The sequence below is a fragment of the Paenibacillus pseudetheri genome (assembly GCF_924513355.1).
GTDB classification, from domain to species: Bacteria; Bacillota; Bacilli; order Paenibacillales; family Paenibacillaceae; genus Paenibacillus_AQ; species Paenibacillus_AQ pseudetheri.
Genome location: NZ_CAKMAB010000002.1, coordinates 280,488 through 293,939, shown reverse-complemented (window position 1 = coordinate 293,939; position 13,452 = coordinate 280,488). Strand labels below are relative to the sequence as shown.

At 45.2% G+C, this 13,452-nt stretch carries 12 protein-coding genes; 7 read left to right on the top strand and 5 right to left on the bottom strand.

Translation table 11 applies throughout. From position 1 onward, the window contains the following. Window positions 1–119: 119 nt before the first annotated feature. Entirely contained in the window at window positions 120–1,511 is a 1,392-nt protein-coding gene (locus tag L1028_RS02730) for an MATE family efflux transporter (protein WP_234531116.1), read from the bottom strand. A gap of 263 nt (window positions 1,512–1,774) precedes the next feature. Between L1028_RS02730 and hxlA the strand changes: the two genes are divergently transcribed. The 3 genes from hxlA (at window position 1,775) to L1028_RS02715 (ending at window position 3,434) form a co-directional block, all read left to right on the top strand. Beyond that, window positions 1,775–2,407, top strand: a complete 633-nt coding sequence (gene hxlA / locus L1028_RS02725; RefSeq protein ID WP_234531115.1) for a 3-hexulose-6-phosphate synthase — start codon at window positions 1,775–1,777, stop codon at window positions 2,405–2,407. A gap of 6 nt (window positions 2,408–2,413) precedes the next feature. Next, window positions 2,414–2,971 carry a 6-phospho-3-hexuloisomerase gene (gene hxlB, locus L1028_RS02720; RefSeq protein WP_234531105.1) on the top strand — a complete coding sequence of 186 codons (558 nt, stop codon included), beginning with the start codon at window positions 2,414–2,416 and terminating at the stop codon, window positions 2,969–2,971. Between the two features lie 85 nt (window positions 2,972–3,056). Next, the gene (locus L1028_RS02715) at window positions 3,057–3,434 is read left to right on the top strand and encodes a winged helix-turn-helix transcriptional regulator (protein ID WP_036682121.1); all 378 of its coding nucleotides are present in this window, start codon (window positions 3,057–3,059) and stop codon (window positions 3,432–3,434) included. A gap of 93 nt (window positions 3,435–3,527) precedes the next feature. On the opposite strand, the gene pepT is transcribed toward L1028_RS02715, so the two are convergent. From pepT to L1028_RS02695, 4 genes are all read right to left on the bottom strand, one after another. Beyond that, window positions 3,528–4,760 (bottom strand): peptidase T, encoded by a 1,233-nt coding sequence (pepT, locus tag L1028_RS02710; RefSeq protein ID WP_234531103.1) that lies wholly within the window; start codon window positions 4,758–4,760, stop codon window positions 3,528–3,530. Between the two features lie 96 nt (window positions 4,761–4,856). Further along, window positions 4,857–5,510, bottom strand: a complete 654-nt coding sequence (locus L1028_RS02705) for a sortase (RefSeq protein WP_234531101.1) — start codon at window positions 5,508–5,510, stop codon at window positions 4,857–4,859. 31 nt (window positions 5,511–5,541) lie between these two features. After that, window positions 5,542–6,528, bottom strand: coding sequence for a hypothetical protein (locus tag L1028_RS02700; protein ID WP_234531090.1), 987 nt, complete (start codon window positions 6,526–6,528; stop codon window positions 5,542–5,544). 475 nt (window positions 6,529–7,003) lie between these two features. Then, window positions 7,004–8,017: an LLM class flavin-dependent oxidoreductase gene (locus L1028_RS02695; protein WP_234531078.1), complete on the bottom strand. Its 1,014-nt coding sequence runs from the start codon at window positions 8,015–8,017 to the stop codon at window positions 7,004–7,006. Window positions 8,018–8,373: 356 nt separating this feature from the next. On the opposite strand from L1028_RS02695, the gene L1028_RS02690 reads away from it, so the two are divergent. From L1028_RS02690 to L1028_RS02675, 4 genes are all read left to right on the top strand, one after another. Next, the gene (locus L1028_RS02690; protein WP_234531076.1) at window positions 8,374–9,378 is read left to right on the top strand and encodes a LacI family DNA-binding transcriptional regulator; all 1,005 of its coding nucleotides are present in this window, start codon (window positions 8,374–8,376) and stop codon (window positions 9,376–9,378) included. A 331-nt stretch (window positions 9,379–9,709) separates the two neighbouring features. Next, on the top strand, window positions 9,710–11,134 hold the full coding sequence (locus tag L1028_RS02685) for an ABC transporter substrate-binding protein (RefSeq protein WP_234531074.1): 1,425 nt from the start codon (window positions 9,710–9,712) through the stop codon (window positions 11,132–11,134). A gap of 136 nt (window positions 11,135–11,270) precedes the next feature. After that, on the top strand, window positions 11,271–12,359 hold the full coding sequence (locus L1028_RS02680; RefSeq protein WP_042194677.1) for a carbohydrate ABC transporter permease: 1,089 nt from the start codon (window positions 11,271–11,273) through the stop codon (window positions 12,357–12,359). Next, the gene (locus L1028_RS02675; protein ID WP_234531072.1) at window positions 12,359–13,450 is read left to right on the top strand and encodes a carbohydrate ABC transporter permease; all 1,092 of its coding nucleotides are present in this window, start codon (window positions 12,359–12,361) and stop codon (window positions 13,448–13,450) included. The genes L1028_RS02680 and L1028_RS02675 overlap by 1 nt, the downstream gene beginning before the upstream one ends. The last annotated feature ends 2 nt before the right edge of the window (window positions 13,451–13,452 follow it).

The following is a 13,452-nucleotide window of genomic DNA, read 5'->3' as shown; positions in this document are numbered from 1 at the left end:
TTCTAAGACTAGGCGAATGCGATCTTCAATTTCTTGAGCGCCCTCGTACCCATGAAGCGATAAAAAAGGTGGACCCTTAAGATCTGGTATGACCTTAGAGAACCACCTAAATAAATTCGTTAATTTACAGCTGCAGGGGTAGTGGAAGGTGTGACGTGTTCTACATCATCGTGCTGAATCAGTCCATGTTTCTCCCAAGCTCGACTCTTCCAGCGGAAATACATAATGACAGCTCTTGTCCACTCATCAGCCGCAGTGGCAATCCACACACCGGCTAATCCTAGGTTAAGCTGGAATACCAGAAAATAGCCAAGGGGTAAACTCATGCAGACCATGGAGATCAGTCCCATATATACTGGAAACTTCGCATCGCCCGAGGCGCGTAGTGAGTTAATAATGACCAAATTGGTTGTGCGCCCGGTCTCTAGGAAGAAACTAAGCAGTATAACCTGAGCCCCTATCAGAATAATGTTCTCGTTGTCTGTGAAGAGGCCGAATAGCGGTACCCGGAAGACGATCACAAGAGCATCTATTACTACTGTGACCAGAAGCGCCCACTTCACACTGGTGAATACACGCTTATAGGCCTCCTTGGGGCGCCTAGCTCCCACCAGATGTCCTACGATAATGGAGGTTCCCATCGAGACGGCTACACTGAATAAATAAATGTAATTGGAAATGTTGAGCGCGTATTGACGAGTGGCCATAGCCTCGGCGCCCAGATAGGTAATATACAGCGTGAATACGAGCTGACAAGATTGATAAATAATCGATTCAAACGCGGACGGGATGCCGATTTTGAGAATTTGCTGCACATATTTTTTGGAAAGATGAATGTAGTAGGTTAACTTCACCCGTACCTCCATCACTCTGTAGAGCAATAAGAAGAAAATAATAAGGCAGATAAACCGACTGACAACCGTTGAGATAGCTGCACCTTCGACACCTAACGCTGGAAGTCTAAAATGACCATAGATGAGTAAGTAGTTACCCACCACGTGAATGATGTTCATCAGCAAGGATACGACCATCGTCTGTTTAGTGAAACCGTGCGTACGGATTGTGGTCGCCAGAGCATTGATTAATGCTTGGAGAAAAATACCGCCCCCGACAATATGTATATAGGATTTAGCGTAAACGAGAATATCCCCTTTTACATTCAGTGCAGTTAGTAGAGTCCCTCCGAATATCAGCAAAAGCGTACTAAGGACAATTCCTACTAACAGGTTTAGGGTAATGGCATTGCCGGTCACTTTTGCGGCTTCCAGAGGTTTTTTGGAACCGAGGTATTGGGAGACCACAATAGCTGCGCCGTTACCAATTACACTGAGAACTAAAATAGCCATCGCGATAATCTGATTCGCTGCGCCAACACCCGATACTGCATCGTCCGATACGGAGCTAATCATAAAAGTATCCACACTGCCCATGAGCATAAATAGAAACAGTTCCAGGAATATCGGCCAAGTTAGTTTTACAAGGTTAAATTCTTGGTGATTATTGTGCTTCATTGTACACCTTCTTACATCATGATTAATGTCCTGTTAATTCATAAACAAACTGTAATGTTAGCACAGCTTTCATGAAAATGCAGTACTTTTACGAAAATACGACAAAAGGTTATTAATTGATGCAAAGATAAAGCTGGTAGCAGCACATTAGTATCCTCCAGGTAACTACATCACAATAAAGTGCCTACTTCCCCTAAGGGGTGTAAGGACCTAGAATTTGTACATGACTTACTAAAATATATTAACAAGGAGTGCAAATAAATATGAAATTACAATTAGCATTGGATCTAGTGGATATTGCGGGAGCGAAAGAGATTGTGTCAGAGGTTGCTGAATATATAGATATCGTTGAAATTGGAACCCCTATCGTTATAAATGAAGGTTTGCATGCAGTGAAAGCAATCAAGGAAGCTTTTCCTGCTTTGACGGTATTAGCTGATTTGAAAATCATGGACGCAGGTGGATATGAAGTGATGAAGGCCGTGGAAGCGGGCGCGGATATCGTTACTGTGCTTGGCGTATCAGATGATGCAACCATTCGAGGTGCGGTGGAGGAAGCTAAGAAGACGAACAAAGAGGTTCTGGTTGACCTGATCAATGTGAAGGATATCAAAGCAAGAGCGGCTGAAGTGGACGCTCTTGGCGTAGACTATATCTGCGTACATTCTGGATATGACCATCAGGCGGAAGGGAAAAATTCTTTTGCGGATTTGAATGCAATTAAAAGTGTGGTTAAACGGGCTAAAACCGCTATCGCTGGGGGAATCAAGCTAAGTACGCTTCCGGAAGTTATCGTAGCGAATCCTGATCTTGTTATCGTTGGCGGAGGCATCACGGGTGAGGCTGATCAAAAGGCCGCAGCGGCAGAAATGAAACGTCTAGTTAACCAGGCTTAAGATTCAATGGACACATTGACATATGCACAGCAAATTATAGAGGAGCTTCAGCGCTCCATTTCTCAGCTTGATCATCAAGAGGCTGAACGAATGGCTGAACTTCTTCTTCAGTCGAATAAGGTATTTGTGGCAGGGGCTGGCAGATCAGGATTGATGGGACGAGCTTTTGCAATGCGACTCATGCATGTTGGTAAAGAAGCGTACGTCGTGGGAGAAACGGTAACCCCGGGTATTGAGCCTGGTGATGTGCTTGTGCTCGGTTCCGGTTCAGGAGAGACGAAGGGGCTGATCTCTATGGCAGAGAAGGCCAAAGGAGTGGGTGCAGAGATTATTGCCGTTACGATTGCGCCGGACTCGACCGTCGTACGTTTAGCGAGCTATGTAGTGAAGCTGCCGGGATCTACAAAAGATCAGGCCAGCGGAGGCTACAGCACGATCCAGCCGATGGCTTCTTTATTCGAGCAGACGATGTTGGTCTTTTACGATGCGGTGATTCTGCGGATGATGGAGAAGACAGGGCAGACAACTAAGCAGATGTTCGGCAAGCATGCTAATTTAGAGTGAACGTACAGAAACGAATGCCTTCCTATTAAGGAGGATATTCGTTTCTGTGTTAGTATGACAACAGGAGAGAGGAGGCGCTTTAGTTATGGCAACCGAGATTAAAGATCGCATCAACTTGAAGGAAATTAACTGCGAGAAGGAATTGACACTTGCGGTGATTGGAGGCAAATGGAAGCTGATAATCCTGTGGCATCTAGGGCTTGAAGGGACAAAGCGTTTCAGTGAGCTGAAGAAATTAATTCCTCATATCACGCAAAAAATGTTGACTAATCAGCTTCGGGAGCTTGAAGAAGATCAGTTGGTTCTTCGGAAAGTGTATGCCGAGGTTCCTCCAAAAGTTGAGTATTCCCTGACTTCATATGGACAGAGTCTGCTACCCGTTCTTCGATTGATGTATGATTGGGGTAAGAATTATGGGGAAAACGTGATCTGGAAAGACACGCCGCCGGAAGAAAGATGCTAATCGAATAGACTTTGAACATTAATAATCCCTGAGAGGTCCGGATCGGCCTTTTCAGGGATTTTGTGTTCAATATGGAGTGGCGTGAAATACGATTTAGGCTTTTTGTTCGAACAGCTTGGCGATCTCGACGATTACGTTTACCGCTTTTTCCATGTTGTCAGCAGAGGCGTATTCGAATTTACCGTGGAAATTTTCGCCACCCGTGAAAATATTAGGTGTAGGTAAACCCATGTAGGAAAGCTGTGAGCCATCGGTACCCCCACGAATCGGGCGGATGATCGGTGTGATGTTCAGATTCTCCATCGCCTCATGGGCAATATCGACAATATGACGCACCGGTTCGATTTTTTCGCGCATATTGTAATATTGGTCTTTCATTTCAAGCACGATGTTCTCTTCACCATGGATGCTCTTGAATTCATCTACGATGGCAGAAAGAAAGGCTTTACGTGCCTCGAATTTCTCGCGGTCGAAATCACGAATAATATATTGAAGCTTGCTGAATTCCGGCGTGCCTTCTATGGAGCTAAGGTGGTAGAAGCCATCATAACCGTCTGTGAATTCTGGGGCTTCCTCAGAAGGGAGTCTAAGATGGAGTGCCATGGCGATTTTTGCGGAATGAATCATTTTTCCCTTTGCGGTACCAGGGTGAACATTGACGCCGTAGACAGAGATTTTGGCAGATGCAGCATTAAAGCTTTCATACTCTAGTTCTCCGAGAGGCCCGCCGTCCACAGTGTAAGCATAGGAAGCATTAAAAGCAGCTACGTCAAATTTATGAGGCCCGCGGCCAATTTCTTCGTCCGGTGTGAAGGCGACTCTAATCTTGCCATGTTTGATTTCAGGGTGCTGAAGAAGGTAATTCATAGCTGTCATAATCTCGGCAATACCGGCTTTATTGTCTGCACCAAGCAGTGTGGTGCCATCGGTTGTGATTAATGTATGGCCTTTATAATCTGCCAGCTCTGGGAAACTCTTTGTAGACAATACGACATTCAACTCTTTGTTCAAAAGAATATCTTTGCCATCGTAGTTCTCCACGATCTGTGGCTTTACATTCGTTCCTGTGAAATCAGTTGCTGTATCGAGATGCGCCAAAAAACCAATGGTTGGAACATCCTTCTCCGTATTGGCTGGGAGTGTAGCCATGACATACCCATGCTCGTCCACCTGCACTTCATCCATGCCGATCTCCTTGAGCTCTTCGACCAGCTTGTGGGCCAGCACCATCTGCCCCGGAGTGGACGGACAAGTTTCATTATCCTCGTTCGATTGGGTATCCATTTGAGCATACGAAATAAATCGTTCTATAACCTCTTTTTTCACTGTGGGTCATCTCCTCATTACTGTTGTATCTATATAGTATCACTTTCCATATCCGGTCTCATCCCTGAGGAGGAAGATTAAGAGTTAAGATTAGCTTTAATGAGGCGATGTTTCTTGCTTCACTAGCTTTGCTGAAAGTAAATACCGGTCCGGTGCTGATCCCACGTATGAAAAAGGATAACAGGTGATCAAGGTAAGAATAGCGTTATTGCTTGGTTTTATTGCGCCGCGTTCATTCCCGTCTACAATCGTGCTGCCTGTCACTTCATAGGTGAACGTACCGTCCATACTTTCCAGTTCGATCAGATCTCCTGCGACAAGTTCTCCTAGATTGCGGAATACGGTATCACGGTGTCCAGCAAGCACGCTATTACCGACGGCACCGATGGCTACGCTACCTATATAGTGTCCAGCTCCTTTTTTTAATTCAGGGTTTTCCGTACCCTCCAGAATAGCCACCTTCTTATTTAAGGTGGGGAAGCGGATTTCTCCAATCAGCTCACCCTCTTTATAGGAGGGAGAAGAAGATGGTTGTTCTTGTGGAGAACTGACCATTCCCTTGGGGAGAGGGTTCTCTTCATTTGGAAGGGGTCGGGCGATGGCTTCCTCCCTCTTTTTTGCCCAATCATTTAGGGCCTGCTTGGCCTCGATGGGGGCTTTGACGACTTGAACGATCGAATAAATCAGCACAACTAAAGAGAGTATGAAGATTAGCTTCACGGTTAATAAGACACCATTACGCTTCTTCATACTCTCTCCTCCAGACTTATATTACTAAACGTTATTCTTTCTTCGATTTCAATCTGCGCATGATGATCACGCTGAGTACCGCAATAGCTAAGCTGGCAAGAATTAAGTTATACCAAGGCTCGGCGGTATTTGGAAGCTCATTGCCTGCCTCTGGTGCTCCCAAAGGAATGTCGCCGTCTGGTAAGGCTGCCTCATCGCTTGGCTGAGGTGTTGCACTGGTGGTTTGACTACCAGCAGCACCTGGTGATACCGTAGGTGTAGGCTCATTACTGCTTCTGCCCATTGGAAGCGGTTCTTCAGTAACGCTTATTTCATCGACTGCAGGCGGTGAAGCCTTAGGTGTAGGCGATGGTGTTGGTGTGGCTGTTGGTGGCACCGATTGACCTGGTGTTACGACAGCTGTAGGTGAAGTTGTAGTCGTTGGTGAATCCGTAGGTGTTGAGATTGGTGCAACCGTAGGTGTCGGTGAAGCTTCAGGTGTAGCTGATGGATCAGGTGTAGGAGCAACTGTCGCTGTTGGCGTTGAAGTAGGCTCGGCGGTTGGACCTGGTTCTCCGGAAGCGGAGAATTCAAAAGCTACGGTCGTGGCCTTCCCTTGATATTCGTTGCCGGCTTCCCATGGGAAGGTTACATCCATTTGAATTACACTCTTCTCTCCTCCAGCAAGTGAACCGATGGTTACTCTGCCAGCAGCCTCACTCATCACTCCCGAATAGATGATTACTCCCTCTTTTTCGAGTGTCATTTGGAGAATATTGTACAGTTCTACGTCTCCAGAGATGAATTTAAAGTCCACAAAGTAATCAAAGCCTTCTGTGCCATCATTAATAATCGTGTACTCTGAGCTCATTTCGTCACCAGGCTTCATATTGTTCATGGTGGCTGTGCTCGTGGTATGAGAATTCACAGTAAGTTTAATGGTATCCTGAGCGCTTACCCCTCCAGCGTGCCATATTACTCCTACCAGAATAATCAGAACGTAAGCAGATATGAAGACCGAATGGTATTTCTTCTTCACTTTCTTTGCTCCTTTCTCCTGAGCCCATTGTAGCTGTTGAACAACAAAATCTGCGGGCTTCCGGCAAAATCCTCCGTTTTAAACGATTATTCCATTCTACATTGTCGAAATAAGTAGTATTGTGAAGTACCACTCTTTCAATTATGAGCGGAATCTTTCCGAAAGACCGAAGGAAGAGGGCATAGCTAAAATACAAAACGTTCGTTATAGCGAATATATAAAGTATAATCAAAATGATATCCAAAGAAAAATGATGTATTACAACTAATTAGATCATATTTGGTTAAATAATAAGTGTATGGTCTATTTATCTATTGATTTCTCTCTATATCTCTTTATTTTTATGTTTTTTCATATCTTAGTAGTGTTTTATTAAGAACGTTTCTGAAAACAAAACTAAAAAGGCATGACGCATATCTGAAACGGGAGAATTCCCGATACTCAGATAACGTCCTGCCTTGTTAAGACTGCAATCTTACAGTTCTTTCATAGCCTCAGCTACAATTTCATAGGAGCGAAGACGAGCCTCATGATCATAAATCCCTGCGGAGATAATCAATTCATCTGCTTGAGTCTCTTTCAGAATGTCTTGAAGTCGTTCTTTAATCGCTGCTTTATCGCCAGAGAAAGAATAACGCTGCTTATCGAGCATGATTGCTTTTTCTTGTACCGTCCATAGCCCATCCATACTCTCAACGGGTGGTTGTAACTTGCCTGTACGCCCGCGGATGATATTGAGGAATTGCTGCTGCTGCGAGGTAGCTAGCTTTCTTGCCTCATCTACGGTATCGGCTGCTGCAACCCCGAGCCCGATCATAACATAAGGTTTGTCTAGTACTTCTGATGGACGGAAATTACTGTGGTATATGTGCAGCGCCTGAAGTAAATACTCAGGTGCAAAATGGCTGGCAAAGGCAAAAGGCAAACCTAGCTTGGCTGCTAGCTCAGCACTAAAACCACTAGAGCCTAAGAGCCAGATGGGAACATTTAAGCCTTCCCCAGGAACCGCGCGTACTCCAGCTGGGCGCGATCCTGCTCCTGCAGGGTCGAAGTAAGCTCTTAGCTCACTTAGCTGCTCAGGGAATTCACTGCCATCGCTTCCGAGGCCGCGACGTAGTGCACGGGAAGCTGGTTGATCAGATCCGGGTGCTCTGCCCAGTCCAAGATCGATCCGTCCCGGATATAGAGATTCGAGTGTCCCGAACTGTTCGGCAATAACAAGTGGTGCGTGGTTAGATAGCATAATACCACCAGAGCCAACACGTATACTTTGGGTGCCACCAGCAATATGTCCGATCAAGAGTGAGGTAGCAGAGCTGGCAACTCCGATCATATTATGATGTTCAGCGAACCAATACCGATGATAGCCCCACTTCTCAGCGTGCCGGGCTAAATCTAGAGAGTTATGAAAAGAGTCTGCCGCTGTCCCTCCTTCTACAATAGAAGCCAGGTCCAGTACGGAGAATCGAATGTCACGAGGTTGTTTCAATGTTATCCCTCCTATAATAAATGCTCTATGCTCATAGAGCAGTATTTGTAGCTGCGAATATCGCTACTCGGCTAGTATACCATGTAATAAAACTATATACACACTTTAAGTAAGTTGTCTGTCTTCCGAGTGGAGAAAGAGGAGGAGAAGAGGAATTTTTAAAAATAATGTAAGCGCTTCATAGATTCTATTGTTATTTCCAATCGGGCTTGCTATAATCACATCGAAAAGTTACCCAAGTATAAACGTCTTCGACGTCCCTATAAGGACGGTAAGCGTTTAAGCGAGAAATATAAGGATAATTTATAGCGTGGAACATATAAATTCTTATATTTTAAAAAAAGGAAGTTATCATTATGAAGCCAACCATAAGAGATGTTGCCAGAATGGCCGAGGTGTCGATTAGCACAGTATCACGTGTTATGAATGCACCGAATTCGGTAGTGGAGAGCAAACGGAATCGAGTGATGGAGGCTGTAGAACGATTGCGGTATCAACCTAATTCATTTGCACGTGGTCTGATTTACAAGAAGTCCTTTACACTGGGCCTGCTTATTCCGGATATTGAGAACTTGTATTTTGCAGGGGTGATTCGGGGGATGCAGGATGCTTGCATTAAGCTTGGGTACAGTCTAATGATCTGCAATACGGACCGCGACAAAGAACGACTACTGTCCTATATTGATAACTTCCACGAGAAACAGGTGGATGGAATTGTATTCGCCAGTGATGTCCTTTACCCTGAATATCATGACAAATTGGTCGGTTGTAGAATTCCATTTGTGCTTGTGTCCTCGCATTCCGATGAGTTCGACATTCCAAGTGTGGAGGTGGATGATGAAGAGGCTGCCTATGATGCGGTAAAGTTCCTGATTGATTTAGGTCATAAAGATATTGGTATGATTGGTTTTAACCATGATAATTCGGTATCAGGACCACCACGCTATGAGGGGTTTGTAAGAGCACTAACAGAGTCTGGGTTACAGCAGAATATTATGAAGAGTAAATATGCCAGTCACCGGTTTGAACATGCTTATCAAGCTGCGCATGAACTATTTACAGATTACCCTGAACTAACTGCTGTTTTCTGTGTGGCCGATGAATTCGCAATGGGGACGATTTCTTATCTGAAGGATCGTAATATTCTGGTTCCCGGTCAGGTGTCTGTGATTGGGTTTGATAATCTGAGAATGTCGAGTATGTTCATCCCGAAGCTAACCACGATTGCACAACCGATTTACGAGTTAGGGTATCGTGCGGCCGAGAAGCTGCATGAATTACTTACAACAGGTGAAGTGCAGGTATTGAATGAGAAGATGGAGCATAAGCTGATTGTGCGGGAATCTACACGGGAAAAATAGGGGTAGTTCACTTTTGTACCACCCTCTGAAAAGCTTTTCAGAATTCAACGCTCGTCTTAAGCAACATTTGAATATTTGCTTGGACAATAAAATTAATTTTTACCAAAACATTTCAATACGGATTGGAAACGCTTACTTTATGTGATATTATAACAAATGTAAGCGCTACAATTAATTGGAATTTGCGATTCGATTCTTTTTTAGTATAGATCCTTAGATTCTGAAAAGCTTTGCAAGGAGGTGATCTGCTTCAAGCTGCTTATACATGCCAGGGTACCGGATGATTGAGTCAGAAGCAATCTCTAAAACCATTAAAGGGGATGTACAAAAGATGAAGAAAACCTCAGGACGTAAAAAGTCATTGGCTTTAGTACTGTGTTTATCCTTCACTATGATGCTGAGCGCATGCGGCGGAGGTAATAACAACAATGCAGCGCCTACAGATCCGCCTGCGGCAACAACCAGCCCGACAGCAGATAACACCGGGAAAGCTACAACTTCTCCTAGCACCGAGCCTTCGGGATCTCCGCTAGAGCTAGCCATGAAGGGCGACTATAAAGGAACTAAAGTAACGATGTTCGGTCCCTTCGTAGATGCTGACCAAGTGAAATTTGAGAATAGTATTAAAGAGTTTGAAGAGAAGACAGGAATTGATATTCAATACGAGGGCTCCAAAGAGTTCGAAGCTACGATAAACATTCGAGTAGATGGTGGAAATGCTCCGGATATCGCTGACTTTCCGCAGCCGGGACTGCTAGCCTCGATTGCTAAGACTGGGAAGGTTATCGATTTAACTAACGTGCTGGATCAAGCTAAATTGACGGCTAATTACAACAAGAGCTGGCTTGATATGTCTAATATGGACGGAAAAGACGGCAAGATCATGGCGGGGATCTGGAACCGCAGTAATGTTAAGAGCTTGGTTTGGTACCCAAAGAAGCAATTTGATGAAGCCGGCTACAAGGTTCCTGAGACATGGGATGAGATGATGGCTCTGACGGAACAAATTGCGAAAGACGGTGATCCTGCTTGGGCTATTGGAATCGAGAGTGGTGCTGCAACAGGATGGCCAGCAACAGACTGGGTAGAAAATATAATGCTGCGCACAACTGCACCTGAGAACTACGATAAATGGGTAAAAGGTGAGCTGCCATTTACCTCTCCAGAAGTGAAGAATGCAGTAGAAGTCATGTCCAAAATCTGGCTCAACAAGGATTATGTCTACGGGGGTGCTAAATCCATTGTGACGACATCATTCGGGGATGCTCCAGCGCCAATGTTCAATAATCCTCCTAAAGCATGGTTTAATATGCTTGGCAATTTTATTACGAGCTTCTTCCCTGAAACGGCAAAGGTTGATGTAGATTATGATTGGTTCTACCTGCCGCCGATTGATCCTCAATATGGCAAACCAGTGCTAGTTGCTGGTGATATTTACGCGATGTTCAACGATCGTCCTGAAGTTCGTGCGGTTATGGAATTCTTCACTACAGGAGAATCCATTAAGAGCTGGGTACAATCGGGCGGCGTAATTGCTCCAATGAACGATGCTTCCCTGGATTGGTATACCTCAGAATCCGATCGCCGGATGGCGAAGCTGGTTCAGGATGCTTCCACGCTGCGCTTTGATGGCTCTGACCTGATGCCGGGCAAAGTGGGCGCAGGTACCTTCTGGAAGGGCATGACCGACTACGTAAGTGGTACTGCGACACTGGATCAGGCTTTGGAACAAATTCAGTCTGGCTGGAACAACTAACCTAATATTGAAAGCACACAGTTAAAAGAGGGGCAGCGAGATTTGAAGGTTCTCTGCCTCTCTTTTTGTTTTCCAAAGCGCGAGTATAGGAGGAGCTGGAGCTAATATGGGTGGACAATCACAACTACAACCACAAATGAAGCCACAATTAAAAGCCAAGCAGACGGTAAGCCTTAGGGCGGTATTGCTGTCTCTTTTAGTATTAATAGCCAATGTTGTTGTTAATGGCTCGATCTTTTTATTCTTTCGGGATTCGACGCTAAACCCGCTACTAACGGCGGTTCTGGCTGTTCTATGGGGGGTTCTGGGTGTTTATCTGATCTATTACACACTTACCTGGGCAGTCGAGCAATATCCTGATTACGTACGCCGAAAGGTATTGCCTTATATTTTTATTGGTCCGGCAGTGATTATATTGGGGTGGCTACTGGTGCTGCCTGCACTACGGACGCTGTATTTAAGCTTTTTCAATGCTTCTTCAGAGAAATTTGTGGGTCTCAGCAACTATGCAGCGATCTTTAGCGACCATCTAATGGCGACGGCACTGCGTAACAATTTACTTTGGGTATTCGTTGGTACACTGGCATGTGTAGCTTTTGGGCTCTTGATTGCAATTCTTGCCGACAGAAGCAGCTATGAGAAGCTAGCTAAATCGATCATCTTTATGCCGATGGCTATTTCTTTTGTAGCCGCAGGCGTTATTTGGAAGTTTGTATATTACTATCAACCCGGCGATGAACAAATTGGATTATTGAACGCCATCGTTACTTATTTTGGGGGAGAACCACAGGCATGGACGAGTATGCTTCAGCCGTGGAATAACTTTTTCCTCATCATCATTCTGATCTGGATGCAGACCGGATTTGCGATGGTGATATTCTCGGCAGCTATTAAGGGAGTCCCTGATGACATATTGGAAGCTGCGCGAGTGGATGGTGCTAATGAGGTGAAGATTTTCTTTGGAATCATGATCCCCTACATTTCAGCAACCATTCTGACTGTGACAACGACCATTATCGTCTTTACGTTGAAAATATTTGACGTCGTCATGGTGATGACAGGAGGTCAATACGATACAGAGGTAGTGGCTACACAGTTTTACCGCCAATTCTTTATGTACCGGAATTTCGGTTACGGCTCCACGCTGGCTATTGTTCTGCTGATCGCGGTGTTGCCTGTGATCATAATCAATCTACGTCAGTTCCGTAAGCAAGGGGGATTCTAATGTCCGGGAAAAAGAAGAGAAAAGGCAGCAAGGCGATTGTTAATATCGTGCTGGGTGTGATTTGTTTCATTTGGTTGCTTCCGACCCTTGGGCTCTTCATTTCCTCCTTCCGTCCGGCTGCCGATATCCTGCAGACTGGATGGTGGAAAGCTTTTCCCCATCAGGAGTGGAAGGCTGGAGAGACCCTTCAGCTATCTAAAGATGTGGATCTGCGGGAGCCGATCGAGGTGGATGGCAAAACCTATACAGATGATCAGCTGAAGGCAGGCGTGAAGGCCGATGGCAGTCGTTTGATGTGGGAGAACCGCAGAGCGCGTACCATAAATCAACAGGAACAAGGCTGGAAAATGACACCAGATCTCACATTGGATAACTACAATAATGTGCTCTCGGGTAAGGAATACAAGCTCAAGCAAGCCGATGGCAGTGAAACGGTGCAAAAAGGCACCGGATTGTCGCAAGCCTTCTGGAATACACTGACGATTGCGGTTCCGGCTACGGTAATTCCGGTGTTAATTGCTTCTTTTGCCGCCTATGCTTTTGCTTGGCTACGTTTTCCTGGGCGCCGCACACTTTTTGTTATCATTATCGCTATGCTCGTTATTCCAATACAAGTTGCACTTATTCCAGTGCTCAAAGATTATACGGCTCTTGGACTGAACGGAAGTTACTTGGGCATTTGGCTGGCGCATACGGCCTTTGGATTACCGCTGGTTACCTACTTTATGTATAACTTTATCAGTCAGCTTCCTAAGGATTTGTTTGAGTCGGCTTTTATGGATGGGGCGAGCCACTTCACTATTTTCAGTAGGCTGATTCTACCGTTATCTGTGCCCGCACTGGCTTCTATCGGAATCTTTCAATTCCTATGGGTGTGGAATGACTATTTAGTCTCGCTGATTTTTATCGGCAATCAACCGTCAGTGCAGGTCATGTCGATGAAGATCGCCGACTTAGTAGGCTCACGAGGCAACGACTGGCATTTGCTCACTTCGGCTGCATTTATCTCCATGCTGATGCCGCTCGCGATTTTTTTCCTGCTGCAAAAGTATTTTGTCAGAGGGCTTATGGGTGGGTCGATAAAGGGTTAATT

What these genes read in the sequence shown, in the direction of transcription:
- L1028_RS02730 (WP_234531116.1), bottom strand. Translation starts at nt 1,511, where the DNA reads ATGAAGCACAATAATCACCAAGAATTTAACCTTGTAAAACTAACTTGG.
- hxlA (WP_234531115.1), top strand. Translation starts at nt 1,775, where the DNA reads ATGAAATTACAATTAGCATTGGATCTAGTGGATATTGCGGGAGCGAAA.
- hxlB (WP_234531105.1), top strand. Translation starts at nt 2,414, where the DNA reads ATGGACACATTGACATATGCACAGCAAATTATAGAGGAGCTTCAGCGC.
- L1028_RS02715 (WP_036682121.1), top strand. Translation starts at nt 3,057, where the DNA reads ATGGCAACCGAGATTAAAGATCGCATCAACTTGAAGGAAATTAACTGC.
- L1028_RS02705 (WP_234531101.1), bottom strand. Translation starts at nt 5,510, where the DNA reads ATGAAGAAGCGTAATGGTGTCTTATTAACCGTGAAGCTAATCTTCATA.
- L1028_RS02690 (WP_234531076.1), top strand. Translation starts at nt 8,374, where the DNA reads ATGAAGCCAACCATAAGAGATGTTGCCAGAATGGCCGAGGTGTCGATT.
- L1028_RS02685 (WP_234531074.1), top strand. Translation starts at nt 9,710, where the DNA reads ATGAAGAAAACCTCAGGACGTAAAAAGTCATTGGCTTTAGTACTGTGT.
- L1028_RS02680 (WP_042194677.1), top strand. Translation starts at nt 11,271, where the DNA reads ATGAAGCCACAATTAAAAGCCAAGCAGACGGTAAGCCTTAGGGCGGTA.
- L1028_RS02675 (WP_234531072.1), top strand. Translation starts at nt 12,359, where the DNA reads ATGTCCGGGAAAAAGAAGAGAAAAGGCAGCAAGGCGATTGTTAATATC.